The sequence below is a fragment of the Paludibacterium purpuratum genome, from assembly GCF_004363805.1.
Classification (GTDB): domain Bacteria; phylum Pseudomonadota; class Gammaproteobacteria; order Burkholderiales; family Chromobacteriaceae; genus Paludibacterium; species Paludibacterium purpuratum.
Genome location: NZ_SNZP01000010.1, coordinates 55,818 through 81,103, shown reverse-complemented (window position 1 = coordinate 81,103; position 25,286 = coordinate 55,818). Strand labels below are relative to the sequence as shown.

The 25,286-nt window shown below is 60.4% G+C and carries 28 protein-coding genes; 14 read left to right on the top strand and 14 right to left on the bottom strand.

What is annotated here, in order from left to right; translation table 11 throughout:
- Positions 1–12 precede the first annotated feature (12 nt).
- The gene (locus DFP86_RS12995; RefSeq protein ID WP_243729389.1) at positions 13–1,344 is read right to left on the bottom strand and encodes an ATP-binding protein; all 1,332 of its coding nucleotides are present in this window, start codon (positions 1,342–1,344) and stop codon (positions 13–15) included.
- A complete protein-coding gene (locus tag DFP86_RS12990) occupies positions 1,341–2,003 on the bottom strand; it encodes a response regulator (protein ID WP_133681896.1) in 663 nt (220 codons plus the stop codon). The genes DFP86_RS12995 and DFP86_RS12990 overlap by 4 nt, the downstream gene beginning before the upstream one ends.
- A gap of 185 nt (positions 2,004–2,188) precedes the next feature.
- On the opposite strand from DFP86_RS12990, the gene DFP86_RS12985 reads away from it, so the two are divergent.
- The 3 genes from DFP86_RS12985 (at position 2,189) to DFP86_RS12975 (ending at position 5,569) form a co-directional block, all read left to right on the top strand.
- Positions 2,189–3,034: a UDP-2,3-diacylglucosamine diphosphatase gene (locus tag DFP86_RS12985; protein WP_133681894.1), complete on the top strand. Its 846-nt coding sequence runs from the start codon at positions 2,189–2,191 to the stop codon at positions 3,032–3,034.
- The gene (locus DFP86_RS12980) at positions 3,022–4,071 is read left to right on the top strand and encodes a glycosyltransferase family 4 protein (protein ID WP_133681892.1); all 1,050 of its coding nucleotides are present in this window, start codon (positions 3,022–3,024) and stop codon (positions 4,069–4,071) included. The genes DFP86_RS12985 and DFP86_RS12980 overlap by 13 nt, the downstream gene beginning before the upstream one ends.
- A gap of 721 nt (positions 4,072–4,792) precedes the next feature.
- The gene (locus DFP86_RS12975; protein ID WP_133681890.1) at positions 4,793–5,569 is read left to right on the top strand and encodes a ferredoxin--NADP reductase; all 777 of its coding nucleotides are present in this window, start codon (positions 4,793–4,795) and stop codon (positions 5,567–5,569) included.
- 75 nt (positions 5,570–5,644) lie between these two features.
- On the opposite strand, the gene rquA is transcribed toward DFP86_RS12975, so the two are convergent.
- The 4 genes from rquA to DFP86_RS12955 all read right to left on the bottom strand — a co-directional run bounded on the left by rquA (position 5,645) and on the right by DFP86_RS12955 (position 11,014).
- Positions 5,645–6,361, bottom strand: coding sequence for a rhodoquinone biosynthesis methyltransferase RquA (gene rquA / locus DFP86_RS12970; protein ID WP_133681888.1), 717 nt, complete (start codon positions 6,359–6,361; stop codon positions 5,645–5,647).
- Positions 6,362–6,376: 15 nt separating this feature from the next.
- A complete protein-coding gene (gene xth / locus DFP86_RS12965; RefSeq protein ID WP_133681886.1) occupies positions 6,377–7,153 on the bottom strand; it encodes an exodeoxyribonuclease III in 777 nt (258 codons plus the stop codon).
- Positions 7,154–7,246: 93 nt separating this feature from the next.
- Positions 7,247–8,143: a DMT family transporter gene (locus tag DFP86_RS12960; RefSeq protein ID WP_133681884.1), complete on the bottom strand. Its 897-nt coding sequence runs from the start codon at positions 8,141–8,143 to the stop codon at positions 7,247–7,249.
- A gap of 822 nt (positions 8,144–8,965) precedes the next feature.
- On the bottom strand, positions 8,966–11,014 hold the full coding sequence (locus DFP86_RS12955; RefSeq protein ID WP_133681883.1) for a M3 family metallopeptidase: 2,049 nt from the start codon (positions 11,012–11,014) through the stop codon (positions 8,966–8,968).
- Between the two features lie 76 nt (positions 11,015–11,090).
- Between DFP86_RS12955 and DFP86_RS12950 the strand changes: the two genes are divergently transcribed.
- Positions 11,091–11,648, top strand: a complete 558-nt coding sequence (locus DFP86_RS12950; RefSeq protein ID WP_133681880.1) for a gamma carbonic anhydrase family protein — start codon at positions 11,091–11,093, stop codon at positions 11,646–11,648.
- A gap of 57 nt (positions 11,649–11,705) precedes the next feature.
- Positions 11,706–12,167, top strand: coding sequence for an RDD family protein (locus DFP86_RS12945; protein ID WP_133681878.1), 462 nt, complete (start codon positions 11,706–11,708; stop codon positions 12,165–12,167).
- Positions 12,168–12,188: 21 nt separating this feature from the next.
- Here DFP86_RS12945 and DFP86_RS12940 read toward each other — a convergent pair whose 3' ends face one another.
- From DFP86_RS12940 to DFP86_RS12930, 3 genes are all read right to left on the bottom strand, one after another.
- A complete protein-coding gene (locus tag DFP86_RS12940) occupies positions 12,189–12,524 on the bottom strand; it encodes a type III secretion system chaperone (RefSeq protein WP_208108328.1) in 336 nt (111 codons plus the stop codon).
- Between the two features lie 91 nt (positions 12,525–12,615).
- The gene (locus DFP86_RS12935) at positions 12,616–13,074 is read right to left on the bottom strand and encodes a hypothetical protein (RefSeq protein WP_133681874.1); all 459 of its coding nucleotides are present in this window, start codon (positions 13,072–13,074) and stop codon (positions 12,616–12,618) included.
- A 12-nt stretch (positions 13,075–13,086) separates the two neighbouring features.
- Positions 13,087–14,748, bottom strand: a complete 1,662-nt coding sequence (locus DFP86_RS12930; RefSeq protein ID WP_133681872.1) for a hypothetical protein — start codon at positions 14,746–14,748, stop codon at positions 13,087–13,089.
- On the opposite strand from DFP86_RS12930, the gene DFP86_RS12925 reads away from it, so the two are divergent.
- A complete protein-coding gene (locus DFP86_RS12925; protein ID WP_133681870.1) occupies positions 14,692–15,168 on the top strand; it encodes a hypothetical protein in 477 nt (158 codons plus the stop codon). The genes DFP86_RS12930 and DFP86_RS12925 overlap by 57 nt on opposite strands.
- Positions 15,169–15,387: 219 nt before the next feature.
- Here DFP86_RS12925 and tpx read toward each other — a convergent pair whose 3' ends face one another.
- The 4 genes from tpx to DFP86_RS12905 form a co-directional block, all read right to left on the bottom strand.
- Entirely contained in the window at positions 15,388–15,885 is a 498-nt protein-coding gene (tpx, locus tag DFP86_RS12920; RefSeq protein WP_133681868.1) for a thiol peroxidase, read from the bottom strand.
- 103 nt (positions 15,886–15,988) lie between these two features.
- Positions 15,989–16,372, bottom strand: a complete 384-nt coding sequence (gene crcB, locus DFP86_RS12915; protein WP_133681866.1) for a fluoride efflux transporter CrcB — start codon at positions 16,370–16,372, stop codon at positions 15,989–15,991.
- Between the two features lie 10 nt (positions 16,373–16,382).
- Positions 16,383–19,196: an ATP-binding protein gene (locus DFP86_RS12910; protein WP_133681864.1), complete on the bottom strand. Its 2,814-nt coding sequence runs from the start codon at positions 19,194–19,196 to the stop codon at positions 16,383–16,385.
- Positions 19,196–19,867, bottom strand: coding sequence for a hypothetical protein (locus DFP86_RS12905; protein WP_133681862.1), 672 nt, complete (start codon positions 19,865–19,867; stop codon positions 19,196–19,198). The genes DFP86_RS12910 and DFP86_RS12905 overlap by 1 nt, the downstream gene beginning before the upstream one ends.
- Before the next feature lie 245 nt (positions 19,868–20,112).
- Here DFP86_RS12905 and DFP86_RS12900 point away from each other — a divergent pair, with 245 nt between their 5' ends.
- The 8 genes from DFP86_RS12900 to sseE all read left to right on the top strand — a co-directional run bounded on the left by DFP86_RS12900 (position 20,113) and on the right by sseE (position 24,508).
- On the top strand, positions 20,113–20,412 hold the full coding sequence (locus DFP86_RS12900; RefSeq protein WP_133681860.1) for a hypothetical protein: 300 nt from the start codon (positions 20,113–20,115) through the stop codon (positions 20,410–20,412).
- 22 nt (positions 20,413–20,434) lie between these two features.
- Positions 20,435–21,001, top strand: coding sequence for a hypothetical protein (locus DFP86_RS12895; RefSeq protein ID WP_133681858.1), 567 nt, complete (start codon positions 20,435–20,437; stop codon positions 20,999–21,001).
- A 66-nt stretch (positions 21,002–21,067) separates the two neighbouring features.
- Positions 21,068–21,400, top strand: coding sequence for a hypothetical protein (locus DFP86_RS12890; protein ID WP_133681856.1), 333 nt, complete (start codon positions 21,068–21,070; stop codon positions 21,398–21,400).
- 25 nt (positions 21,401–21,425) lie between these two features.
- Positions 21,426–22,040, top strand: coding sequence for a hypothetical protein (locus tag DFP86_RS12885; RefSeq protein ID WP_133681854.1), 615 nt, complete (start codon positions 21,426–21,428; stop codon positions 22,038–22,040).
- A gap of 21 nt (positions 22,041–22,061) precedes the next feature.
- Positions 22,062–22,517: a SycD/LcrH family type III secretion system chaperone gene (locus DFP86_RS12880; protein ID WP_133681852.1), complete on the top strand. Its 456-nt coding sequence runs from the start codon at positions 22,062–22,064 to the stop codon at positions 22,515–22,517.
- Positions 22,514–23,479, top strand: coding sequence for a type III secretion system translocon subunit SseC family protein (gene sctE, locus DFP86_RS12875; protein WP_133681850.1), 966 nt, complete (start codon positions 22,514–22,516; stop codon positions 23,477–23,479). Before DFP86_RS12880 ends, sctE begins: the two co-directional genes overlap by 4 nt.
- Positions 23,480–23,500: 21 nt before the next feature.
- A complete protein-coding gene (locus DFP86_RS12870; protein ID WP_133681848.1) occupies positions 23,501–24,106 on the top strand; it encodes a hypothetical protein in 606 nt (201 codons plus the stop codon).
- 12 nt (positions 24,107–24,118) lie between these two features.
- Complete coding sequence (gene sseE, locus DFP86_RS12865; protein WP_133681846.1) at positions 24,119–24,508, top strand: type III secretion system effector protein SseE; 390 nt, start codon at positions 24,119–24,121, stop codon at positions 24,506–24,508.
- Here the strand turns inward: sseE and DFP86_RS12860 are convergent.
- Complete coding sequence (locus DFP86_RS12860; protein ID WP_166642263.1) at positions 24,487–25,020, bottom strand: nucleotidyltransferase family protein; 534 nt, start codon at positions 25,018–25,020, stop codon at positions 24,487–24,489. The genes sseE and DFP86_RS12860 overlap by 22 nt on opposite strands.
- Positions 25,021–25,286: the final 266 nt, after the last annotated feature.

Sequence of the window (25,286 nt, the reverse complement as noted above, 5' to 3'; positions counted from 1 at the left end):
TCCATGGACGTGTCAGTCAGTCCCCGTCCCCATGGAGAGGCTGGCGCTAAGCCCGCCTTGCGGCCGGTTGGCCAGCGTCAACCGTAGACCGTGCAAAGCGGCGATGCGCTCGACGATGGACAGTCCAAGCCCGCTACCCGGCTCGTGCTGCCCGGGCAGGCGCACAAAGCGCTGGCGAACCTTATCGAGCCATTCCGGGGCGACACCCGGCCCGTTGTCCTCGACGGCGATGCAGGTTCGATCGCACACCAAGTTCACCGTGGCACCGGCGGGGCTGTAACGTAAGGCATTTTCCAATAGGTTGCGCAAGAGCAGCGACAGCAGCGTGGCGTCGCCGGTGAGCGGGAGCACCTGCTCGGCCGGCGCTCGCCATTCGATTTGCAAGGTACTGCCTCGCCGCGCCGCCAGCGTCGCCAACTCGTTCAGCGCGCTGTTGCACAGCACCGTCCAATTGACCGGCTGCGCCTGCGACAAGCCTCGTAGCGGGTCGAGCCGGGATAGGGCCAGCAACTGATCGACCAGTCTCGTGGCGCGTTCGATGCCGATAGTCAGGTTATCGAGTGCGTGCTTCATGACCGCCGGGTCGTGCGCCAGTTGCGCCACTTCGGCTTGCACCCGTAGCGCCGCCAGCGGCGAGCGCAATTCGTGCGCGGCATCCGCGGTGAAGCGACGCTCATGCTCCAGGTTCTGCTCAACCCTGGCGAACAAGTGGTTAAGCGCATCGATCAGCGGCTGCGCTTCGGCCGGCACCGACTGACTGACCGGGCTCAAGTCGTCGGAACGACGGCGGGCCAGATCGCCGGCGAGCCGACTGAGCGGCGCCAGGCCGCGACGCACCGCCAACACCAGAGCCAGCAACAATAGCGGCAACGGCACCAACCAAGCCAGAAACTGGCTGCCGACCACTTTGAGGGCGGCGCTGTTGCGAGCGCTGATGCGTTGGCCAACGGCCACGACGCGTTCGCCATCGGCCGAACGGAGGGCATAGACGCGCCACTCGCCATGATGGCTGCGCCGGGTGAAGAAACCGCCCTCGCCCGGCGGCGGCTGCCAGTCGGCGCCGGCGCCGTCGGCCCAGATCATCCGGCCGTCGCGGTGCCAGATGGCTTGTGCCAAGGCATTGTCGTCCCGGTCGCCATCGCCGCCGTCGCTCGTCGGGGAGCTACTCTGCCCTCGTCCGCTGGTCAGCAACTGATGCGCCAACAGTTGCAGTTGCGAGTCGTAGAGTTCGTTGATTTCCTCGTGGGTCTGACTCAACGCCACCCCGGCCGACAACAGCCACATCAACGGCGCGATCAACAATAGCGCCACAACGAGGCGGCGTTGCAAGCTGACGCGCTTCACTCGACACGCCCCAAGGTGTAGCCGATGCCGCGCACCGTGCGGATGACATGCCGGCCGAGCTTCTTGCGTAGATGGTGGATGTGCACTTCGATGGCATTGCTTTCCAGATCGCGCTCCCAGTTATAGAGCTTCTCTTCGATCAGTTCGCGCGGCAACACGCGCCCCTTGTTCAGCAGCAGCACTTCGAGGATCGCCAGTTCGCGCGCCGTCAGCTCGACCGGATGCTCGCGCAGGTAGGCGCAACGCGCCGCCGGATCGAAACTGACATCGCCATGGCTCAGTAGATGGCTGCTCAAACCTTGGCTACGACGCAGCATGGCACGTAACCGCGCGGCGACTTCGATCAGCGCGAAGGGTTTGATCAGATAATCGTCGGCGCCGGCATCCAATCCGGCCACCCGGTCGCCGATGGCATCGCGCGCGGTCAACACCAGCACCGGCAGGTTATGCCCCTGACGCCGCCAGCTCTCCAACACCGTCATGCCGTCGCAGCCTGGCAAGCCCAAATCCAACACCGCCGCATCGTAGGGCGCGGCGCCCATGGCGTAGAGCGCGTCCTTGCCGGAGTTCAACCAATCGACGGCAAAGCCGAGCTGGGCAAGACCGGCCTTGAGGCCGTCGCCGATCAACGGATCGTCTTCCACTACCAAGATACGCATCGATATCGTCTCCTCGCCGGGGTCGTGTCGCGATGCTACCCCTTTCCGGCTGCGTTTTTCGAGCACAGATTGAATCAGACCAGCGTTAATTCGGCCTTAATTTCATTTCGTCGTCATCAAATGCACATCTATCTGTCACCCGCCGACGGCAGGATAAGCGGGAAACCATCGCCCGGGAGACCGCCATGCAACGCGACGAGATCGACCTGAGAGATCGTGATCCGGCCCTAAAACACCGGCGTTTCCGCAGCATCTGGATCTCGGACGTCCATTTGGGCACCCCCGGCTGCCGCGCCGACCATCTGCTGGACTTCCTGCGCCATCACGAATCCGACTATCTCTACTTGGTCGGCGATATTGTCGACGGCTGGCAACTGAAAAAATCCTGGTATTGGAAGCAAAGCCACAACGATGTGGTGCAAAAGGTGCTGCGCAAGGCGCGCAAGGGCACCCGAGTGATCTACATTCCCGGCAATCACGATGAGATGGCGCGCCAGTTCGCCGGTCTGGATTTCGGCGGCATCGCCATCCGTATGCAGGCCGAGCACATCACCGCCGACGGCAAGCGCCTGCTGGTGACGCATGGCGACGAATTCGACGGCGTGATCCAATACGCCAAATGGCTGGCCTATCTCGGCGACTCCCTCTATACCCTGATCCTGCAACTCAACCGCGGCTACAACTGGTGCCGCATGAAGCTCGGCCTACCGTACTGGTCGCTGTCGCAATATCTGAAGCACAAGGTCAAGAACGCGGTGAATTTCATCAGCCAGTTCGAGAAGATCCTGGCGGACAAGGCGCGTCATCTCGGCTACGACGGGGTGATCTGCGGCCATATCCATAAGCCGGAAATCCGCGATCTGGACGGCACGCTGTACGGCAACAGCGGCGATTGGGTGGAGAGCCTGTCTGCGCTGGTCGAATCGGCCGACGGCACGCTGTCGGTCGTGTATTGGACCCACCTCCTGAGCGATGCCCCCGCGTCTCTACCCGAACAAGAACCTGTACAGGAGAATGTATGCGCATCCTGATCGTGACGGACGCCTGGCGCCCCCAGGTGAATGGCGTGGTTCGCACCCTGACGGAAACCATTCGCGAGCTGCAGAGCTTCGGCCACGAAGTGGAGATGATCACACCGCAATCGTTCGCGACCCTTCCCTGCCCGACCTACCCGGATATTCGCCTGTCGCTGTTCCCCTACCGCAAAGTCGCGCGACTGATCGCCGCGTACCAGCCCGAAGCCATTCATATCGCGACCGAGGGGCCCTTGGGCCTGGCCGCTCGCCGCTATTGCTTGCGAAACGGCCAGGCGTTCACCACGGCCTATCACACCCGCTTCCCGGAATATATCCACGCGCGCACCCGGCTGCCGCTGTCGATCAGCTATGCCTGGATGCGCCGATTTCATAATGCCTCCAGCGCGATCATGGCGCCGACGCAATCGATCGTCGACGCCTTGGCCGCGCGCGGATTCAACAAGGTGGTGTTGTGGAGCAGAGGGGTCGATACCGAGCTGTTCTCGCCCGGCCCGCGCGACCGATTGGACGAGAGCGAACCGCCGCGCTTCGTCTATATCGGCCGGGTGGCGGTGGAAAAAAATATCGAGGCATTTTTGAAGCTGGATCTACCAGGCAGTAAATGGGTCGTCGGCGACGGCCCGCTGCTGGCCAAGCTGAAGAAACATTATCCCGAAGTGCACTTCGCCGGCATTTTCCCGCAAGCCGAACTGGTGCGCTTCTATCGCGCGGCCGATGTATTCGTCTTTCCCAGCCTGACCGACACCTTCGGCCTGGTGCTATTGGAAGCCATGGCCTGCGGTACCCCGGTGGCGGCCTTTCCGGTGGCGGGCCCGCTCGACGTGGTGGGGGACAGCGGTGCCGGCGTACTCCGCGACGATTTGCGCCAGGCCTGTCTCGAAGCCATGCAACTGGATCGGCAGCATGTACGCGCGGTGGCGGAACGCTTCTCTTGGCAAGCGGCGGCGCGGCAGTTCGAACATCATCTGCGGCCAAACGCCAGCCATCCGGCGCCGGAGGCAAACATACGAGCGTTTGATCATCCGCAATAAATTTTCTTGCCGTGGGTCGGAAAAATTCTATACTGCAATCAGGTAATAGCAAGGAGGTAATGCATGCATCTGGGGCAATTTTTCGGCTGCTGACCGTTTCCTTCTGTGTTGAGAACGCTTGACGTTTTATAACGCTTGGAGCATCGCTCACGATGCAGGTCGCGTGTCAGCCGATATGCCAGACAACATAAAAAGCCGTACCGTATCGATTGTCGTCCATTAAAACGGGGAAACCCGCAGAAAGCCCGTGTTGGGCTCCCAGCGCCAAGGTATAAAGCCATATGGCGCACGATGTCGGCAGTAGCAGTGGTAGTGGCAGTTGTCTTAAACGAGGTTTAGCTGCGCAATGCAGCATCGGTCTTTTCGCGCATCGTTGGCGCCTCATTGCATACGTGATTGGCATGCAGGATAAATGAGGCAGTTCATGAGCAGTACCGACCCGAGGGCGACACCGTTTTGGTTCGCCCTCTTGCGTTTCCAATCGTCATAAACGCCCGACGAGCGAGCCTTCACCCTCAGGCTAGCGCACCGCCCCGCCGCGTCGAGCGGGCATCCGTCAAATAAAAAATCCGCGTCATCAACGGCTTACAACCACATTGCCCGCATGGCTATTCGGCTTCATATGCCCTAATTCCACAGTTTTACGTCGTATCTGTTCTATCGCGGCAAGCCATACATCGGTAGAATGGCGTAATTCATTGTTCAATATCAGATTCGGCACATGGCAACTTTGACCTCCGAACGCGTCCTCAGCGTTCATCACTGGAACGACACCCTGTTCAGTTTCACCACGACGCGCGACCCGGGTTTGCGCTTCATCAACGGCCAATTTGTCATGATCGGCCTGGAAGTCAACGGCCGTCCGCTGATCCGCGCCTACAGCATCGTCAGCGCCAACTGGGAAGAGAACCTGGAGTTCTTCAGCATCAAGGTGCAGGACGGTCCGCTGACCTCGCGACTGCAGCATCTGAAGGTCGGCGACGAAATCATCGTCAGCGGCAAACCGACCGGCACGCTGGTACAAGACAACCTGCTGCCCGGCAAACATCTGTATCTGTTGTCGACCGGCACCGGCCTGGCGCCGTTCATGAGCATCATCAAGGATCCGGAGGTCTACGACCGCTACGACAAGATCGTGCTGGTGCACGGTGTGCGTTGGGTCAGCGAGCTGGCCTACGAGGATTACATCACCAAAGAATTGCCGAACAACGAATTCTTCGGCGACGTGGTGCGCGACAAGCTGATCTATTACCCGACCGTCACCCGCGAGCCATTCCGCAACCAGGGCCGCCTGACCGACTTGATCAAGAGCGGCAAACTGGCCGCCGATATCGGCCTGCCGCAGCTCGATCCGGCCAATGACCGCGTGCTGCTCTGCGGCAGTCCCAATATGCTCAAGGATACCTGCGTCATCCTGGACGACATGGGCTTCACCGAATCGCCGCGCATGGGCGAGCCCGGTCACTACGCCATCGAACGCGCCTTCGTGGAAAAGTAACGCCGGCAGAGCCCTGCACTCGTGGCGGCCGCTTGGCCGCCATTTTCATTCTATCGGCGGCAAACAAACCACCGTTTAGGCCATCGGCGCTTGTAAGCGCTCGACCTCGACAATCTGGTAGACGCCGCCGAATAGCGTGCGTTTTTTCCAGACAAATCGGTCGGCCTGCGTGGCGAAATCGCGGATCTCATGCCGCCACAACGCCGCGGCAAAGGGTTCAAGATAATGATTGACCCAGCGTAACAGCCAGCCGATCGGCTGCCATGGCGCCGGTTTGTGATAATCGACGAACAACGCCCGCCCGGTGGGCGGCAATTGACGCAGCATATTGTCCACCACTTCGCGCTTTTTGCCGTCCGGCACCTCGTGCAGCAGGAAAAAACTGGTGATCAGATCATAGCCGCGCTCGCCTTGAAACTCGGCCGCGTCGGCCTGTACCACGCGGGATTGCGGCAGAGCGCTCAACTTGCGCGAAGCGTGGGCGACCTGTACCGGCGTCACATCCGTCAAGTCGAACAAGCCTTGCACACCGACCTTGTGCGCCACACGCTGCACCAAGTCGCCATAAACGTGCGCCACTTGCCATACGCGCATGCCGGGCCGAACGCGCTCTAGATAGGCCCGCATCAAACGCCGGTCATTGCCGAACAGCAGCACCCGCACCACCAGGTTGCGATCGAGAAGCGCCGCGTGCCGCGGATTGACATAGGCCCAGTCGTAGACCTCGGTCATGTAATCCGGGACATCCCGGTAGTAAAAGGCATCGTCCAGTTCGGGAGGGTTTCTGGTCATGGAACCTCTTTAAGTCTAGGGTTGATCGTCAAGCGTCAGCCACACCGGCGCATGATCGGAGGGGCGCTCCCAACGGCGCGGCTCGGTGTCGATGGCGGCGTCAAGTGCACGCAGCCCATGGCCATACAGGATGTGGTCGATGCGCAGCCCGAGGTTGCGGCGGAACATGGCCGCCCGGTAATCCCACCAACTGTAGGCCACCGTATCGGGATGGCAATGACGGAACCCGTCGGTCAGCCCCAAAGCGATCAGTTGATCGAAGGCATCCCGCTCAGGCTTCGAGCACAGCACCTTGTCCTGCCAGGCAGCCGGGTCGTACACATCCAGATCGGCCGGCGCGATATTGAAGTCGCCGAGGAGTACCACACGGCCGTCGTGCAGCTGCAGCTCGCGTTCGATATAGCGGTGGAGCCCAGCGAGCCAGGCCAACTTGTACTGGTATTTATCGGACTCCACCGACTCGCCGTTGACGAAGTAGGCGCAAATCACCCGCATATCGCCCACCGTGGCGGCAATGACCCGGCTTTGCACGTCGGGGTAATCCGGAATGCCGCACACGACGTCGCGCGGCTCAAGCGGCAGGCGGGTCAGGATCGCCACGCCGTTGTAGGTTTTCTGGCCGAACCAGGCCGCTCGGTAGCCGGCGGCCTCGATCTCGGCCTGCGGGAAGGCCGCCTGCTCTAGTTTGAGTTCCTGCAGACACAGCACGTCGCATTGGCTGGTGGACAGCCAGCTCAGCACATGAGGTAAACGAACTTTCAGCGAATTGACATTCCAGGTGGCAAGCTTCAAGGCAACTCCATGATCATTCGGTTGATCCAGGAATGATGCATGATTAGAACCGCCGGACTCAAGTGGCATTCGCTGCCTCGCCCGCCGGTGCCTTTATTTCTTGCCGCCCCAATACACGCCGGCCAACACCGTACCGGCGCCCGCGATCTGCAAAGCCCCAAGCGCCTCGCTGAACAAACCCCAAGCCAGCAGCGCCGAGACCACCGGCTGGGCCAGCAGCATCAACGACGCGGTTGCCGCCGGCAGTCGATCGAAACCTTTGCCGACCAGGCCTTGTCCGGCGCAGTGCACCAGTAACGCCATGGCGCCCAATACGCTCCAGGCCATCCAGCCGTGCGGCAGCAGCGAGCCGCCGCGGAACAGCATCAGCGGAATCAGCGTGACCGTCGCCGCCATGCAGCTGGCCAACATGACTCGCGGGAATGCGCCGCGGCGTAATGCTTGTTTCAGCGCCAGGAAGTAGGCGGCATAGAGCAGTGCTCCGCACAGTGCCACAAAGTGGCCGGCCAACAGTTGACCATCGTGAATGCTGGCCAGCCCGCCCCCCTCGCCAAGAATCAACAAGCCCGTCCCGACGATAGCCAACAGCATGCCGAGCGCCAGTTGGCGCGACGGACGCTCGCCCATCGCCCACCAGGCGAACAAGGTAATGAACAGCGGCGCCAAACTGTCTACCAGGGAAGCATTGGCGATGCTGATCATCGCCAACGATTGGTTCCACAGCACGAGGTTTAAAGCCAGGAACACGCCGGATAGCCAGGCCCACCAGCGAGCGCACCAAGGACAAGCCAACGATTCGCCATTCTTGATGCGTGGAATCAGCAGCAGCACCAGAATCGGTTGCGCCAGCAACAGACGGTAAAACGCGGCGGCCACCGGGCCGACATCGGCCAGGCGCACCAGGATGGGAGAGAAGGCCAGGCAGAAGATGCCTACAACCAATTGCAACAGCGCGCGCGGCGGCGCGGCAGGGATGGCGAGGGAAGGCATGAAGCGTTACGGGATGAATATAATCTTTTGATTATACGGGAAAAATAATGTCGAGTTTTGACTGGACGCAAGCGAGCCGGGCCAAATTTCCCAACGTCATCGCATTAACGCCCGTCATTTTAACCACACACAATTCGCAAAACACGTATATTAGTCCAATATGATAATAATCGATATTATCTTTATTTTTCATGATGTTACGTGATTCTCTTTTCTTATTTGTACTTTGTATTTTGTATACAAAAATCTCATTGCATAGAAAACGTAAAATCCTGTTGTCAGACAATCCGCCAGTTCATACAATGAAATCGTCTTCGTAACCAGAGATACACCATGTCAGTTCCGCCTAGAGTACCTAGTTCCCGTAAGCCGCAAAGTTCCACTTCTCGTCCCTCGCGTTCCACCCTGGCGCCTATCATGCCGGAGTTCTCGGTTCGCACCCCATCGTTCAATACCCGCCCCGATCTCGGTGCACCGCTTCCTCAAACCCGTAAAAGCTGATTCTCTCGCCCTGCGCGTCCTGGCCGGTTGGCATGATCGTTTACTGCTTGAGTTCGACGATCCCTGGCTAGGGAAGCGCAGCGATAGCATTTCTCCGTTTTGTAGAAACGACCGTAGGGTGCGATCGCGAAGCATCGCACCATCTGCGTTATGGAGGATTGTTGTTGGCGGATTGCCTACGGCGAATCCACCCTACAGCCACAAAAAAAAAGCCCCCGCTTTCACGGGGGCCGACGATCTGAAGTCCTTGGGGAAGACTTTACGTCCAAGCTCGCTGCTGTTGGTTACACAACAGGCTATTTGGAGATAGCGAGAGCCAAATTAGTTCCCAACGCCCGCCAATTCTTCCACCATGCCCGAATGGCGCAGCAGCGCATCGATCTGCGGATCCCGACCGCGGAATGCCCGGAAGGACTCCAGCGCCGGGCGCGAACCGCCCACCGACAGAATTTCGCGCCAGAAGCGCTCGCCTGTTTGCGCATTGGCGCCACCGGCTTCTTCGAAGGCGCTGTAGGCATCGGCGGAGAGCACCTCTGCCCATTTGTAGCTGTAATAGCCAGCCGCATACCCGCCGGCAAAGATGTGGCCGAAGCTGTTGGGGAAGCGGTTGTACAAAGGCGGGAAATTGACGGCCACTTGCTGGCGCACGTTATCGAGCAATTGCAGCCAGTCGCCGTGATCCGCATCGAAATCGCTATAGAGCAACATATCGAACAGCGAAAACTCCAGTTGGCGGACAGTCTGCATGCCGGACTGGAAGTTACGCGCCGCGACCATCTTGTCGTAAAGCGCGCGCGGTAACGGTTCGCCGCTGTCGACATGCGCGCTCATGCCGGTCAGCACCGCCCACTCCCAGCAGAAGTTCTCCATGAATTGCGACGGCAGCTCGACGGCATCCCACTCGACCCCATTGATACCGGACACCGACAACTCGTCGACGCCAGTCAGCAGGTGATGCAGGCCATGGCCGAATTCGTGGAACAAGGTGGTGACTTCGTCATGCGTGAAGAGCGCCGGTTTGTTGTCGAGCGGACCGCTGAAGTTGCAAGTCAGGTAGGCCACCGGCGTTTGCACTTCGCCTTGCTTGACGCGCCGGCCGCGCGCATCGTCCATCCAGGCACCGGAGCGTTTACCCTCGCGGGCATACAGGTCGAAATAGAAACTGCCGATCGTCTTCCCCGCGCGCAGAATTTCGAAATAGCGCACATCCGAATGCCACACCTCGCCGGTCGCCGGCCGCACTTCCACGCCGAACAAGGTATGCACGACCTGGAACAAGCCGGACAACACCTTGTGCTCGGGAAAATACTGCTTCACCTCTTGGTCGGAGAAGGCGTAGCGCGCCACGCGCAGCTTTTCGGACACATAGGCCAGATCCCAAGCCTCGAGCGTCGACATGCCCAGCTCGTCGCGCGCGAAGGTCTCCAATTCGGCTCGGTCGCGCAAGGCGAACGGTCGCGCGCGCGTCGCCAGGTCGCGCAGGAAACCGATCACTTGCGCCGGGTTTTCGGCCATCTTGGTGTAAAGCGACAATTCGGCGTAGTTGGCAAAGCCCAGCAGTTGCGCCTCTTCACGGTTCAACTGCAGCTTTTCGCGCATGATCGGTCCGTTATCCTGCTCCCCCGGGCCGAATTCGGCCGCGCGCTTGACGTAGGCATCGTACAAGGTGCGGCGCAGCTCGCCGTCGTCGGCGTACTGCATGATCGGCAGATAGCAGGGGAACTGTAGGGTCAGCTTATAACCGGTTCTGCCCTCCTGCGCCGCGGCGGCGGCCAGCATGGCGCAAACATCTTCCGGCACACCGGCCAGCGTGCCGGCATCGTCCAGATAGAGGCTAAAGGCATCGGTGGCATCCAGCACGTTCTGTTCGAAACGTGCCGACAATTCGGCCAGCCGGCTTTGCACTTCGGCAAAACGGGCTTTCTGCGCCTCGGGCAGCTCCGCACCGGACAATTTGAAGTCGCGCAGATTGTTTTCGACGATGCGTTTGCGCGCCGCGCCGTAGCCGGCGAACGCCGGTTGCTGGCACAACGCCTTGAAACGGGCATACAGCGCCAGGTTCTGCCCCAGCTCGCTCCAGAAGGCGGATAGCTTGGGAATATTGGCGTTGTAGACTTCGCGGATTTCCGGCGTATTGACCACGGCGTTCAGGTGGCCGACCACACCCCAGCAGCGCGATAGCCGCTCGGTCGCGTCATTCAGCGGCTCGACGAAATTGTCCCAGTCCGGCGGCGTGCCATCGGCGGTCAAGCGGGCAACGGTGTCGCGCGCCTCTTCAAGCAAGGCATCCACCGCCGGCGTCACGTGTTCGGGCTTGATCGCGCCGAAGCGGGGCAGACCGGAAAAATCGAGAAGCGGATTGGCAATCATTCTTTTGGCATCCCTTTCACCCTGGTTTGGGTATGATATGCGGCTTGGCAATATTTGCTATATGAGGATCGAGCCCATGAATCGCAATATCCGATCTTACGATGGGGTGCGCCCGCAGCTTGACCCCACGAGCTTCATCGACCCGGCGGCGGTTGTCATCGGCGACGTCAGCTTGGGCGAACGCGCCTCGGTTTGGCCCTGCGCGGTCGTGCGCGGCGACGTCAACCGCATCAGCATCGGCGCCGGCAGCAATGTCCAGGACTTCGCCATGTTGCACGTCACGCACAAGCGCAGCGAGGATCCGGAGGGCGCCCCGCTGACGATCGGCGCAAACGTCACCATCGGCCATCATGTCACCTTGCACGGCTGCACCATCGCCGACGAAGTACTGATCGGCATCGGCACCATCGTGCTCGATCGTGCGGTCATCGAAAAACACGTACTCATCGGTGCCGGTTCCCTGGTGCCGCCCGGCAAGCATCTCAAGTCCGGCTACCTGTACCTCGGCAACCCGGTTAAACCCGTGCGCCCGCTCAGTGCCGAAGAAATCGCCTACTTTCGCTATTCGGCCGAGCACTACCAGCGATTGGCGCAAAAACATCAGGCGAGCCTCGCAGCCGATGCGGCCGAATAATTCCGTCATCTGCGTCGGCTACGCTGGCCGCTGGACAACTCTGGCCCTCTTCCCTCGATGAACGATGTCGAATACGTCGGCTTTGTGCCGCGTGCCGGCGCCTGGTGCGTCGACAAGCTACTGGTACTGATGCTGACTAGCCTAATGGCCTGGGCATGGCCGGTGCCCGGCCTGACTTGGCAAGGTCTCGTTGCCTGCGGCAGCGACCTTGCACGTTGGCAGGCGGAACTACCGCTGATCGCCATGGCGTTGGCGCGCTGGCTGCTGCCGGCCGCCCTCACCGTGTTCTTTCTGACGCGCATCCGCGCCACGCCCGGCAAATATCTGTTGCGCGCCATCGTCGTCGACGCCGAAACCGGTGCCACACTTGGCCAGCGCCAAGCTTGGCTGCGCACGCTGGCCTGCGGGTTATCCTATCTGACGTTGGGTCTTGGGCATGCCTGGGTGATCGTCGATCGGCGCAAGCAGTCGCTGCACGACAAAATCGCCCATACCGTGGTCATCCGGCGCCCAAAATAGCGGACGCCAAGCCCTCGGACATCAGTGCAAGCGGCAACCGAGACTGACCAGCCTGGCATGCATGGCGGCGCAGCTTTGGATAAAAGCTTGCAACAGTTGGCAGAATATCTCGGCGGTCATATCGGCACGAACCAGCGAGGTCGTCAGGATCAGCACTTGCCTATCCGCCGAGTAATATAGCCAGCTCATCGAGGCATCGAACCAATTGCCATTCGCTCTCAGCGCGACTTCGCCGGCTCGGCTGGCGTCCCGCGGCATAAACTCGCACTCCAAGATCAACCTATCGCGCTCGGCGAAGAGATCGACGACACCGTCTTGCTGGCCGTCCTCCCCCTCTTGAGCATACCGAATACTCAAGGGGAGCTGCGTCGCCGCGAGCCCGGTCATTCTGGCAACACACTGCACAACGTCACTTTCCTGCATCGTCTCCGCTCCGCAATGCCATCGCTCAGGCAAATATAAATGGCCACAGCGGATCGCGTTGCCTGCCATGGCTCGCCGTATTGCCCCGGGATTGTTCGACATAATCGACGATAAACTGCTTCAGCAGCGGGAAATTGCCGAGCATGCTCGCCATCCTATCGGCAATGGCATCAAACCCGGCCAAAGTACGGTAATTCAACACAGACGATAAATGCAGCACATTGGCGGGCGTCAGCGCGTAGAAAACTCGCTGATGCTGTGCGGTGCCGGAGCCGTTCAACCGTGCAATCGATTTAAAGAGTGGCTCGTCGGCATTCATCGCTTCAGTCGGGTAGAGAGGGATATCGAGTCGCAGGATGCCCACTGCCCGATCCAACGTCACGATCATGGCCCCCGCGTCGAACATGATCACACTCGGCACCCGGTCTTCGCACGACACGCCGAACACTTCGTAGAGCCAATTGGCAACGATTTCATACGCCATGCCAGGCACGCCTTAGGTCGCCTGGGCATCGGTTCGCGTGCCAAGCGAAGCCAATGGTCCAACGAGGCCAACAAACCGAGGGGTCGTCGGGGAGAAATACAGCGGACTGCCGTGCAGTTCGATCTGCCGGGCGACCGTCTCCTGGAAGCGGGCCGACGAGGCGGTCTCCTGCATATTGTTTTTCAGGAGCGTGTAGTCGGGGTGATCGAAATAGGCATAGCGCTGCAAATGCGGCACATAGAGTTCGCGTAAAATTTCGCGATGCCGCGACAGCAAGCGCATACCGGTAAATTGCCGCTGTTTTTCTAGCGTTTCCTGCACCGCCTTATCCAGGCTTTCGACTTTGTCGTAAAGAACACTGCCGCGGTTATCCGTCGGCAAGATGAGATGCCGGCATAGGCGTTTGGCGCATCCCCGGGCGCGTTCCACCGAATCGATCAGAACGTCATAACTCCGGTCGAGCAAATTTTTCGTGCCATCTTCGCGAATATGCTCTTTCAGATGGGCGATATAGTCGTTGTGTCCCTTCAATCCAATGGAAGCAATGCTGGCAGTCGCGGTTTTGCTTCTGTCTTGGTTTTTCCGATTGAATTCATTGAGGCGCCGGGATATCACACCTTCCATCGCGCTGTTTTCAATCGCGACATGCGCATTGTACTCAGCCATTTTCATGCCGTGCTTGCCGAGTTTTTCGTGGGATTTCCGGGCGACGCCCTTCTCCGGCACCAGGCGTACATACTCGTCCAACACGCCGCCGGGATTGAACAAAGAAGCCGAGCACTGATCGAGCGCGGCTAATGCCCGGTCGCACCAAGGCAGGTCGCGCGTCGCGAACCCCTGCAAGCGACGCGCCTCGCTGTCGGTCGTCACGCTGGACAAGGCCGTGAGCGCCTGTCCCAGCCGGGGCCCCAGCATCTCGCCCAGCTTGCCGCTGCCGTTGGGCAGCGGCAGCGAGTCGAACTTGTCGGCCCACTGTCGCAATTGCGCCTCCCAGGCAAGGCGTCGCTCAGCCGACGTGCCGTGCGGAATATCGGCGCACAGCGCCTCCAATTCCGCGCCGGCGGCGGCAATGCCATCCGCCCAAGCGACGCGCGCATCCAGTTGCGTCAATACCGGCTCGATGCCATCGGCGAAATGGTGCTGAGTTTGAATGCAAATATTGGAAACGGCATCGCTCGACTTATCCAGGTTCGAACCGGTCACCAACTTTCCGGAGAAACGCTGGCCGTGAATCTCGGCGATTTGCCGATCCATGCCCTGTATCGCGGCATAAATATCCGCCCATTGCATATCGGCCTCGCTGACGCACGACTCAAGCGCCATGTCGACCTCCGTGCCGATCAGCTCGTTTCGAACCTTCTGCAGCATGTCGTTAAAGTCAGCCAACGCACTCGTCCGAGCGGCCCCCGCAGCGCCGTCGGAACACATCGCCGTCACAATGGGTTGGCGATGGGCCAAGCTTTCGACGTTTCGCTGTCGATCCTCCGCGCACGCACTGCGTTCTTTTTTCAACTGCCCGCCAATGCCGATCGGCGCCAATTCGTGCGAGGCCAACAACGCGTCGATCCAAGCCAGGGTATGGACGATCTCCTGCCCGGCCGATGCCCGATCTTGCACATGCCCGATTTCATTCAACTGCCGGGCCAAGGTCTCGGCCAACAGCAGGACGCGCATATCGCTTTTCTTTTCGGGGCCATAAGCCGCGCCTTGGCGCACCATTGCCTGGAGCTGCGCCCGGCAGCGGTTCAATCCTGTCTGCAAGGTTTCCGAGCATTGGACTTGGGCTGGCATCGTCTTGGCGACGATACTATTGCAAAGCGCGTGATGATCCTCGCCCAAGCGGTATTTCTCGCGGCCACGAATGCGCAGGCGGTTCAGCAGATAATGGTTTCGGCTGTCGACCTGAAAATACCGATCGGCTTGGGTAATCAGATCGCCGTTTTGAAGTTGATAATCTCGCCGCCCTTTGCGGCAGACAAGCAGCTCTCTGAAGATTTGATTGCCGGTGGTCACCCGCGCCAATTTTTCGAGATTGCCAAAGCGAATATGCCGCGCCCCGGCCGCATGATGAATGCCATTATCCGCACCACGTAACATATTTCCCCCGCCTCTTTCCCCAATCGGCCCAATTCGTCCATCGGCAAAGAAGCAAGTTCGAGAAAAAACGCGAATAACGATTGGAAAAGATTTTAATGACAGCGCAAGCAACGCTTTACTGACAGCCAGGACGTTCGCTGGCAAACAACGTGGACGAAGGGGAGGTCATGGCGTAGGGCGCGCCGCGCCCTACGCTTTCAGCGGATAGCGACGGACTTACAGCACGGCGAGCGCGGCGGCGTAGTCCGGCTCGTTGGCGATTTCCGATACCAGTTCGGCATGCAACACGCGATTATCGGCGTCCAACACCACCACCGCGCGGGCGCACAAACCGGCCAGCGGCCCCTGGGCCAACTTCACGCCGTAGTTTTGCAGAAACTCGGGATGACGGAAGGTGGACAGATTCTTGACGTTTTCCAGACCCTCGGCACCGCAGAAGCGCTGTTGGGCGAACGGGAGGTCGGCCGAGATGCACAGCACCACGGTATCGTCGCGGCCGGAGGCCTGTTGGTTGAACTTGCGCACCGAGGTCGCGCAAGTCGGGGTATCGACGCTGGGGAAAATGTTGAGAATCTTCTTCTTGCCGGCGAAGGCAGCCAGCGACACATCGGACAAGTCCGCGGCGGTCAGTTGCAGATCGGGCGCCGCCTGGCCCTTGGCCGGCAAACTGCCCGCCACGTCGACCGGGTTACCTTTGAGAGTGACTGTTGCCATTGCGCAATCCTTTTTGACTGTTGTGGGAATTCCTATGTCCTAAAGTTTGCGCCGACGACAGCAAAAAACAACCCCTTACGTAGGATGGCTATGCCGTCACGGCTCACAACTGCTTTAATCCCAGCACCGTGGCCATGCCCAGCAGTGTCATCAGCAGCGAACCGGTGACGTGCACCGCGATCTCGCCGAACGCCCAAAGGAGACGTCCCTGCTGCAACAAGGTCGCGGTTTCGGCCGAGAAGGTGGAAAAAGTGGTCAACCCGCCGAGGAAACCGGTGATCACCAGCAGGCGCCATTGCGGCGGCAATTCGGGGTGGCCGGCGAAAAAGGCCACCGCCACCCCGATCAGATAACCGCCGATCAAGTTGGCCGCCAGCGTACCGGGCGGCAGGGTCGGAAACAGGCTATTGAGCTGCATGCCGAGAAACCAGCGCAGCAGACAGCCTAGCGAACCTCCCAATACAACGGCCAGCGCCGAATAGAACATCGCAGTCTCCTTATACCGATTCCGCCCGGCCCTCGACACGCCGCCGCGTTTGCAAGATAGGGGGCGCCCAGACTTCGCCGGGCCGCTTCTTGCGCGTCGCCAGCGTCAATTCGGACGGTGCGAAAATGTTGATGTTGTGCGTATTCGGCGTGGTGATCAAATACTGCGCCTCGGTGGCCTTGAGGAACCCGGCCACCCGGTCGATGTTGAAAATGTCCAAATGCGCGAACGGTTCGTCGATGAACACGAACCCCGACGGATTGGCCTCGTCCATCATCAGGGCGATCAGCAGAATCAACGACTTCATCACTTGCTGCCCGCCGGAGGCCTCGCCGTCGTTCATACCCATCATGCCCTTCTGGTCGAAGTTGAAGCGCAACACCAGCCCGGCCTGCGACAGCACGGCGTCGTCGTTGTCCAATTGCGGCAGCTCGACCTCGACGCCGATGCCGGCCAACTCGCCCAGCCGTTTGACGTTCTGACCATATGTGCGAACGGTGGCGCGCAACTTATTGATATACGCCGCGCGCGCATCGTCGGTCAGGCGGCTTGCGCGCTCCACTTCCAGTTGGCGCCGCTGATGCTCGCGCGCCAACTGCGCCAAGTCGTCGATCAACTTGTCCTTGAGCGACAGCACGGTCTCATCGGTTTCCCAATCGCCGCTTTGCAGCCGTTCCTGCAGATAATTGAGTTGATGGCGCGCATCGGCCGCGCTGTCGTATTCATCCATCAACGCCGCCAGCGCCTCGGGCGAGAGCTGCGCGGCCGGCAGACGGGCCGCACTCTCGCGCAACTCGGTCAGCAATCGGCGCACCTGACGGCGACCGCCATCCACTTGCGCGCGTAACGCCGCCAACTGCGCCAATCCCTCTTGCTCGCGCTGGCACACGCGATCATGCGCCAGACGGGCATCGTCATAGCGCTGATCGGCCTCGCCCTTTTCCTGCTGCGCATCGGCCAATTGGCCGCCGAGGTGCGCCACCTCATCCTTGAGGCCGGCGAGTCGCGCTTCCAGCGCGGCGAACTCTTCCGCACGCGCATCGAGCGCGGCAATGGCGTCCATTCCCCCCAGATACTCCGCCAACGCGGCCGCCTCGGCGCTCAAGGTCACCTGGCGCTCCTCCTGTGCGAGCATGCGCTGGTTGAGCTGGCGCAGCTCCTCGCGCAAGGCGGCGAGGCGCGATTGACGCGCCGCTTCGCCGAAGGCGTATTCATGCGCGGCCACGCCGATATGGCGCGCCCCGCGCCGCTCGCGGAAATAACCGTCGCGGGTGATCCAGTCCCCGTCCACTTCTTCGGCCGCCGCCGCGTTTTCCACCCGGGTCACGCTGCCCAATTGGCGATACAACCAATCCGGCGCCTCGGCGGAAAAACGCAGCACATCCAGTAAGCTGCCCTTGCGCGCCTTCGGCGCCGCCTCGCGCTCGTGCACCAGGAAATGGCGGTAACGCATGCGCTCGGCCAATGCCCAGGCCGCGCGACGGTCACCGGCATCCTCCAACAGCACGACATGGCGATAGGGGCGCAACAACGCTTCGACCGCCCCCTGCCAACCGGCATCCAGCACCTCGACGATATCCGACAACATGGTGTGGCGAATATTCGCTTCGTCGAGCGCCGCACGGAATTGCCGCACCTCGTCCGGCTGCCGGCCACGGCCGATTTCCAGCGCCTCGACATGTTGCGACATTTCGTTGCGCGCTTGGCGCATGGCGCGCAAGGCATCGCGCACCGTTTCGACCTCGGTGCGCAGCGTGGCAAGCTTTTTCGCCAACGTCTCGCCGTCGGCGCCGTACTCCTTGCCGGCCAAGGCCTGCAAGCGGTCGCGCTCTTTCAGTTGCCCTTGTACCGCCGCCACCTCGGTCTTGAGCGCCACGAACTGATCCTGCAAATGGTGGCGCCGCGTCTCGGCCGCCTCGCGCGCCGTCGCGGCGCTCTGCTCGGCCTGCAACAACTTGCGCACCAGATCCAGGCTATCGCCATGCGCCTGCTCGGCCTGGCGCCCTGCCTGCAATTGGCTGCGATAGTCGCGCCACAAAGCGGCGAAGCCGGCCTTGGCATCCAAATGACTCAACACCGGCAACGCCTGATCGCGGATCTGCTCGATCCGCTCATTGAGCTGGCGCCACTCCACATAGCGATTGGCGCGCGCGCGCATGGTCTCGACGCGGGTGTCCAGCACCTCTTCCTGGCGCGTCAGCGCGGCCAGTTCAAGCTCGGTGGCACGCTGCTCGTCGCGCGCGCGTTGGTAGTTGTCCAGCACGTCTTTGTCGCCAAAGACCTGGAACACCAAGTCCAGCAACTGGCGCGGCGAATATTCGGTCAGCTTGTCGGTATCGCCCTGCTCCAGCGCCAGCACCTCGGCCACCGCCGGCGTCAGGCCGGCCATCTCCAATTGGCGCCGGTACTCCTGCACCCCCAGCCACTGCGCGCGGCCCTCCGCCTCCTCCAGCGCGACATCGCCTTCGAGAATGGCGTAATGACGCACCCAGTCGCCGCCCTGTTTACGAATGCGGCACAACAGGGTCACGGTCTCGCTGACGATGGGGAAAAATGGCGTCGGATACAGCCCGCCGGACAGACGGCGCGGGTTATCCACCACCCCGCGCAAGAAGGCGAAAGCCTCGCGGTTATTGCGTACATAGCGCTTATAGTCGCGTTTGCCGGAGCACTTGATCGCCAACAAGGTGCGCATGGCGTCCAACAGCGTCGTTTTGCCCGAGCCGTTCGGCCCGATGATGGTGACGATCTGGGCGTCGAGCGGCACGGCAAGCCGCTGCCAGAAATCCCAATGCACCATTTCCACCGATTTCATCTGAAACATCAGCGCGCCTCCATCCCGTCGGCCGCGCCATCGGGTGCCAGCGCCTGGCGCCGCCCCAGCACGTCGGCCAGCGCACCCTCGATAATGCGTGGTGCCATCTGGCTGTAATCAATCATCAAATCCAGCATCGGTCCTTCCAGCAGCATGCGGTTGCGACGCACGACAAACCCCAGGTTGGCCAAACGGCCCAGGTTGGCGTTGAAACGGGTACGGCCGCCCAGCGCCTTGCCGAAATCGGCGTACAGCGCATCTTCCGAAACGCCGGTCGATACCGTCTCCCCCGTCTCCAGCGGCTTTTGCGCACCGAACATATCGCTCTGATTCTCGTGCCCCGCCTCGACGCGCGCGATCTGGCGCTCGCGCTTGGGCAGGATGATCTGCGCCCACAGGATCACCAACAGCGCCACGCCATCGCGCGGTAAACCGAGATTATTGTTGAGCCAGCTGTCGTCCGCGCCGAACACCGGTTCCATCATCGGCGGCAGCAAGGTGACGGCGATATGCTCGGCATAGGGGTTTTCCACCAGGCGCAATCCGACTTCCGCCAGCCGGCGATCCAGTTCATGGCGGAAGATGTCGTCCAGCAGCGCACGGCGCGCCAGCGGATCGCCGCGGTTCACCACGCGATGCGCCAAGAGGCGCGCGGTCAAAGTCTTGAGTTCTATATCCATGGAATCCAAAGCGGGAAGGAATCATGTCGGGTCAGCCGATTCGGCGGCAATTATCCCATAGTCTAAAAATATCCACCAATTCATGCCGATCCACTGAAAAAAGCGGCGATCCGACAGCCCTTTCCGTGATTGAGCTATCAAAGCGGGCGCATGCAAAAAACAAAATTCCGGCGTCAATATCCCAAATCGCCTCGCGATGACCTGGCTTAGCATCACCCCATCCCAACCAGCCACAGGAAATCGCCATGTCATCGGTTTGTGCGCAGCAAGAAACGCTACGCCTCGCCCAACAGGCCCAGGCCGCACTTATTCCAAAGGTGCGCCACGCTCAGCAAATGAAACAGGAAATCGAAGCGCTACTCGCTCGCGCAAAAAATGATCCCCAGGCCCGTGCAGCCCTCCTGGCGCTCGAAGCACAGACGCAAGGCCCCTGGGGGAAAGAGCAGAAACATTTATTGGCAGCGCTGCAACAACTCGCTGAGCAGTTACCGAAACCGCCCGCCGCCAAGACGCTTCGGCGGGCCATTCGCCCCACCTTCCTTTGACCACCCACAGTAGGAGAACCGCATGACAGACCCGCTAACCATTCGCTCCGCCGCCCCGGCACCGCTCGCAGCGGCGTCGGAAGTAGAGAAGACCGCATCGCCCTCGTTGATGGAGCGACTCGGCAACATCGTCAAGACGGTGATGGACAACTTCATTTCGCCGCTGATCGAATTTGGCAAGCAGGTGTTGAAAGGGCTCACCACCCTGCTCGCCGTCAAGCTACCGATGGCGGAGGCCAAACCGCATGCCGAGCGCATCGCCGCCCAGCTCGGCAAGATGGATAAGGCCGATGCGCAAAGCGATCTGCCAACCGATACGCGCGCCTATCTCACCAAGAGCGGCATCAAGATCAATGGCGACATGACGATCGACAGCTATCTGAAATCGATTGGCCACCCGGATGGCAAGAACCTCGACGAGGCGCAACTCAAGAACATTCAGGCCGCGCTGGCGAAGGCGGCCGAAGGCGACCAAGGCGGGAAAATCCTGGCTGGCGCCCAGTACTTCCTCGATGTCGCCAGCACGCTCCGAGATTTGAGCAAGATCCTGCTCCTCGCGCCAAATGGCTTGCCTGCCTTGAAGGCTTGATCCATCGCACCCGGGCGCGCCACGGCGCGCCCGACGTTCAGCATGCATTCATCGTGGAGTTTGCGTATGTCTTCTCCCGCAGCCCCCCCTTCGCAGGACTGGCTTCGCATCACGCAAGCCAATCAAACCGAACTGGCCGAGCGCATCAAAGAGGTGCATGCGTTGCAACGCGAGATCGAATCCTTGACGCAACGCGCCCAGACCGACCCTAAAGCCAGGACGGCACTGCAACAACTGGAAAAGCTGGCGACAAGCGATTGGGAGCCCATGCGCCAGCGCATGGAGAAAACGATGTCACGTTTGCGGCAACAGGCACGCCCACCGACCGAAGAACAGCCGCCAACGTCTTGTGCGACGCCCGTCGCAAGTCAAGCCGCCATCCGGCGCACTTACCTTTAACCGAGCCTCTCAAGGAGGAGAAACCATGGCAACCGCCGTTTCCAACCAGCCGAATCTCGCCCCTAGCCGCTTGCAAACAGAAGCAAGCTCCCCCTGGGCCAATGGCTATCCAGGCGCCAGGGGCATGCTCAACCCCTTTCTGCTTTACGCCAAAATCATGCAGCAGGCGGCAGAACTCAATCAGGTTTCGATGGAGCAGCTCAACGATCTAATCGACGCGCAAAACACGCTAGCCCGCGGCGCAGGCGAAAAGGCCGCGGAGTTGCTCGCACTGCAAAAAGGCATGGCCAACCCCGCCAAGGACACAGGCGACCTCCCCCCGGGCATCGACGCGTTCTTTGATGCCAACGGACTCAAGGTCAGCGCAAAAGATAAAGACGGCAAGGTGGTCGACATGTCCCTGAATGAGTACTTGAAATCGATCGGCAAAGAAAAAGGCAAAGATCTCAGCTATGCCGAGCTGGATCGTATTAGAAGCGCGCTCGAGATGGCCAAAGAACAGGCGAGTTCCATGTCGAACCGGTTGACCGCCAAAGCCCAGACGTATTTGAGCAACTACAACAACGCCTTCCAAGCCGCTTCCAATGCCATCAAATCCTGTGGGGAGAACGTCAGCGGGATCATTCGAAACTGCAGCTGACTTTGTCGGGGAGCGCCTCTCATGCGGACCACAGCCACACTCGCCGAGTACTTACATCAAGGCGTCACGCTGCAAGCGTTGCTGGACATCGATCCGGCCGATCTGGATACGGTATATGCCAGTGCCTGTCAGCTTTTCGAACGCCAAGACTTTGCCGGGGCAAAAAAACCGCTCGTGCTGTTGACCCGGCTCAGTCACTGGCAATTCGATTATTGGCTGGCGCTGGGCCTCACTTGCCAGCGATTGGGCGAGCACGAAGAAGCCATACACAGCTTCAGCCAGTCGGCAAAGCTGTGCATGGAGGATCCCCGCTCCGCCTATTTCGCCGGACTCAGTTTGCACGTGCTCAAGCAACACGCATCGGCCCGTCTGGCGTTCGACACGGTACTCGCGTTGTGCGCGAGCAAGCCCCAACACCAAGCGTTGAAACAAAAAGCCCGGCAGATGCTCGACCTTTGCCGAGAGGAGTGCCCATGACCATTGCTTTATCGCCCGCCCTGCCAAGTCCGTGCTGGTCGCCCGCCCCGGCCCCAAGCACGCCCCCCGTGCACAAAGCGCCGTCGCCTGGCTTGCGGCCTGCTGCCGACGATTCGCTCGGCCGCCCACCCGCACCGCGCCGCCAAGTCACGGCGCAAGAGGCGGATCAGTCTCTCCAGCGACTGGTCGAGCGTGCGGGCCTGCCGCCGAGCGTCAAACAATCCGGCTTGAAATCGGTGGCGGAACTCATGGCGACCATCACCTTGAACGCCAGCAGCAGCCAACTGAAATTGGCCGAGGTGTCCGCCGATGGCCAGCAGCAAATCGTCGATGCCGTCAAAACCCTGCGCTCGAAACAAAGCGACGAGTTGAACGAAAAAATCGCCAAAGCGCAGGAGGATCAAAAGAAAGCTCAAAAGGCCGGCATTCTCAACGTGGTTTTCGACTGGGTCATCGCCGCGTCCAAAATCGTGATCGGCATTGCCAAAGTCCTCACCGGCAACGTCGTCAGCGGCATCGCCGACTTGGCGGGCGGCACGGCTAGCATCGTCAAAGCCGCGGCCGCCACCGCGCTGCTCGTCAATCCCGACGATAAAACGGCGCAAAAAGTCTATGACGCGGCCGGCAAAGTGGAGCTGGCATTCGACGTCATCGGCTTCGGCTTGGGTCGCGGCGTGCTCAATGCCGTCAAGCGAGGGGCCGTCTCCGCCGTCTCCGGCGCCAACGGCGTCGGCCAAAGCGCCATCGGTCTCCAGCGGGCCGAACTGCAAAAGGAGATCGCCACCCTATCCGCCCACATGGGCCTCTTCGATACCTGGATACGTCTGTACAAAGACGACACCGCCGTCCTGAACGACGATATCCAGGACAAGATAAAACAAGCCGGCCAAATACAACAAAAGGGCTTAAAAGCGCTCAACGACCTAGGCGCAGCACAACGCATGGTCATTGATGCACGTTGAACTTCTTCTGGAGCTATCGTCATGATCGAACCATTGAACACCCCGCCTGCGAGCGCACCTTCCTCAGCGCACGACACGCCGTGGCAAGACAACCCCAACTTAGGCTCTGTCTATATCCTGTTGGAAAAACTGATGGCCCATTTTCTGGAGCTATTCAAAACCAACAAAGAAATGGAGTCGCTATTACGCGTCAGTCAGATCGAATTAAACGGCGCAAGCTTCCAGCAAAAACTGGAGGCGGCCGATAAAACCTGCGAGGCCACCCGCAGCCGTGCGTTTGCCGGTATGGGCGCCGGTGTGCTCGGCATGGGCGGCGGCATTCTCGGCGCAGGTATGAGCGCGGGGCCGAAAAGCCTGCGCAACGCCGCTCAGCAGGTGAGCCCCACGCTACAGTCGACGGGGGAGTTCATGAAACAATCCTCCGCCGCCGCGACGGCGGAGCAGGATAGACAGAGCCAGCAGCTCCTGGCCCAAGCGGAGTATCAGGGAAAAATGGCCGATCAGAGTCACGGCGAAATGCGGATGTCGGAGGAGGATGCAAAACAGATCCTGCAGGCATTGCATCGTACCCAGCACACCCTGGTCGATTTGCTCAGCCAAGTCGGAAGCGCGGTCAAACTATCGTAACGGTCGCTCGCCATGGACGATGTCGGCCGCTATTTGCAGACGCGGGGCCTAGTACCGCAGACCGAATATTTTCTCGGTAGCGATTTCCTACTCGGCTACCGCGTCGAGACCGCGCACTTTAGCCTGACCTATCGCCAGGAAGGGGGGCGGCTGATCCTCTGCGACTTCCGCGCCAGCCAGAGCGACGGCCGGGCGCTGCAGTCGCTGATGACATGGCTTCGACAGATCGTCGCCGCCGTGCCGGTGCTCGACAGCATCGACGCGCTGATACTCGCCGCCCCCGAAGATCCGGCCCTCGACCAAAAGCATGAACGGCTGGCGCGGGTCATGCTGGCCGAGGGCGCCGTGCCGGTGGAAATCGATGGCGACCAGTGGCTGCGCTACCCGTGCCGTCGAGGTTGATCCACGAGCGTTAGCCTAGGCCAGCGTGCGAGGAAGCATTTCTTTTCAACACGCCGTTGGAAGATCTCGTAGCTGGCCTGACGATCGTTCCAACGCAGCCGCAAATCGAACAAATCCTGTAGTCCCAGTGGCGCGGCGATCGTCAGGCTATCGTCGTCTTCAAGCCGTACCCCGACGGCCGTGGCCGTTTCGGGCCAGAAGCTCATGCCGTCCTCGCTGGAAAGCAATGGGCGCAGGGGCACGCCGAAATCTTGCTCGTACCATTCGTGCACGCGCGCCTGGTTGACGACTTCCCAGACAAAGCCCGGCGTCGCGCGATTCAGACACGCTTCGATGGCGCGATCCCCGCCAGACCCGCTGCGCGCCGCGGCAAAGTAAATCAGGTCGACATCGCTATAGGAAGATCCACCGGGGTAATCGTGCAATCGATCCCAGACCGTATTGCGGATGGCGCCGGCGGCAATATACCAGTCAGGCAACTGCATCTCGCGCGCATGCCGCAACAGGCTCATCAACCAATCCGTCGATTGGATAATTGAGATAAGTTGTCTATGCAAATTGATTTCTGCAGAGTTCCACATCTTGTGATAAATTTCTTTCCGCCAGAGAAACAGCACTTTTACCGCACTTTCGCCGATTTTCTCATCTTTTTGGCATAAATAATCAAAACAACAAACCTAATCTGATTGAGTTGCTCGCAGGTTGCCGTCGTTTTCCCCGCAAGAAAAACAGCGAAGCCCGTCACAGCGCAATCGGCTGACGCGCGCGGCCGTTCACG

Excerpts from the sequence above, each read along its gene's own strand:
- DFP86_RS12990 (WP_133681896.1), bottom strand. The coding sequence starts at position 2,003 with ATGCGTATCTTGGTAGTGGAAGACGATCCGTTGATCGGCGACGGCCTC.
- DFP86_RS12985 (WP_133681894.1), top strand. The coding sequence starts at position 2,189 with ATGCAACGCGACGAGATCGACCTGAGAGATCGTGATCCGGCCCTAAAA.
- DFP86_RS12980 (WP_133681892.1), top strand. The coding sequence starts at position 3,022 with ATGCGCATCCTGATCGTGACGGACGCCTGGCGCCCCCAGGTGAATGGC.
- DFP86_RS12975 (WP_133681890.1), top strand. The coding sequence starts at position 4,793 with ATGGCAACTTTGACCTCCGAACGCGTCCTCAGCGTTCATCACTGGAAC.
- rquA (WP_133681888.1), bottom strand. The coding sequence starts at position 6,361 with ATGACCAGAAACCCTCCCGAACTGGACGATGCCTTTTACTACCGGGAT.
- DFP86_RS12960 (WP_133681884.1), bottom strand. The coding sequence starts at position 8,143 with ATGCCTTCCCTCGCCATCCCTGCCGCGCCGCCGCGCGCGCTGTTGCAA.
- DFP86_RS12955 (WP_133681883.1), bottom strand. The coding sequence starts at position 11,014 with ATGATTGCCAATCCGCTTCTCGATTTTTCCGGTCTGCCCCGCTTCGGC.
- DFP86_RS12950 (WP_133681880.1), top strand. The coding sequence starts at position 11,091 with ATGAATCGCAATATCCGATCTTACGATGGGGTGCGCCCGCAGCTTGAC.
- DFP86_RS12945 (WP_133681878.1), top strand. The coding sequence starts at position 11,706 with ATGAACGATGTCGAATACGTCGGCTTTGTGCCGCGTGCCGGCGCCTGG.
- DFP86_RS12935 (WP_133681874.1), bottom strand. The coding sequence starts at position 13,074 with ATGGCGTATGAAATCGTTGCCAATTGGCTCTACGAAGTGTTCGGCGTG.
- DFP86_RS12925 (WP_133681870.1), top strand. The coding sequence starts at position 14,692 with ATGCCCGATTTCATTCAACTGCCGGGCCAAGGTCTCGGCCAACAGCAG.
- DFP86_RS12930 (WP_133681872.1), bottom strand. The coding sequence starts at position 14,748 with ATGCGCGTCCTGCTGTTGGCCGAGACCTTGGCCCGGCAGTTGAATGAA.
- tpx (WP_133681868.1), bottom strand. The coding sequence starts at position 15,885 with ATGGCAACAGTCACTCTCAAAGGTAACCCGGTCGACGTGGCGGGCAGT.
- crcB (WP_133681866.1), bottom strand. The coding sequence starts at position 16,372 with ATGTTCTATTCGGCGCTGGCCGTTGTATTGGGAGGTTCGCTAGGCTGT.
- DFP86_RS12910 (WP_133681864.1), bottom strand. The coding sequence starts at position 19,196 with ATGTTTCAGATGAAATCGGTGGAAATGGTGCATTGGGATTTCTGGCAG.
- DFP86_RS12905 (WP_133681862.1), bottom strand. The coding sequence starts at position 19,867 with ATGGATATAGAACTCAAGACTTTGACCGCGCGCCTCTTGGCGCATCGC.
- DFP86_RS12900 (WP_133681860.1), top strand. The coding sequence starts at position 20,113 with ATGTCATCGGTTTGTGCGCAGCAAGAAACGCTACGCCTCGCCCAACAG.
- DFP86_RS12895 (WP_133681858.1), top strand. The coding sequence starts at position 20,435 with ATGACAGACCCGCTAACCATTCGCTCCGCCGCCCCGGCACCGCTCGCA.
- DFP86_RS12890 (WP_133681856.1), top strand. The coding sequence starts at position 21,068 with ATGTCTTCTCCCGCAGCCCCCCCTTCGCAGGACTGGCTTCGCATCACG.
- DFP86_RS12885 (WP_133681854.1), top strand. The coding sequence starts at position 21,426 with ATGGCAACCGCCGTTTCCAACCAGCCGAATCTCGCCCCTAGCCGCTTG.
- DFP86_RS12880 (WP_133681852.1), top strand. The coding sequence starts at position 22,062 with ATGCGGACCACAGCCACACTCGCCGAGTACTTACATCAAGGCGTCACG.
- sctE (WP_133681850.1), top strand. The coding sequence starts at position 22,514 with ATGACCATTGCTTTATCGCCCGCCCTGCCAAGTCCGTGCTGGTCGCCC.
- DFP86_RS12870 (WP_133681848.1), top strand. The coding sequence starts at position 23,501 with ATGATCGAACCATTGAACACCCCGCCTGCGAGCGCACCTTCCTCAGCG.
- sseE (WP_133681846.1), top strand. The coding sequence starts at position 24,119 with ATGGACGATGTCGGCCGCTATTTGCAGACGCGGGGCCTAGTACCGCAG.
- DFP86_RS12860 (WP_166642263.1), bottom strand. The coding sequence starts at position 25,020 with ATGAGCCTGTTGCGGCATGCGCGCGAGATGCAGTTGCCTGACTGGTAT.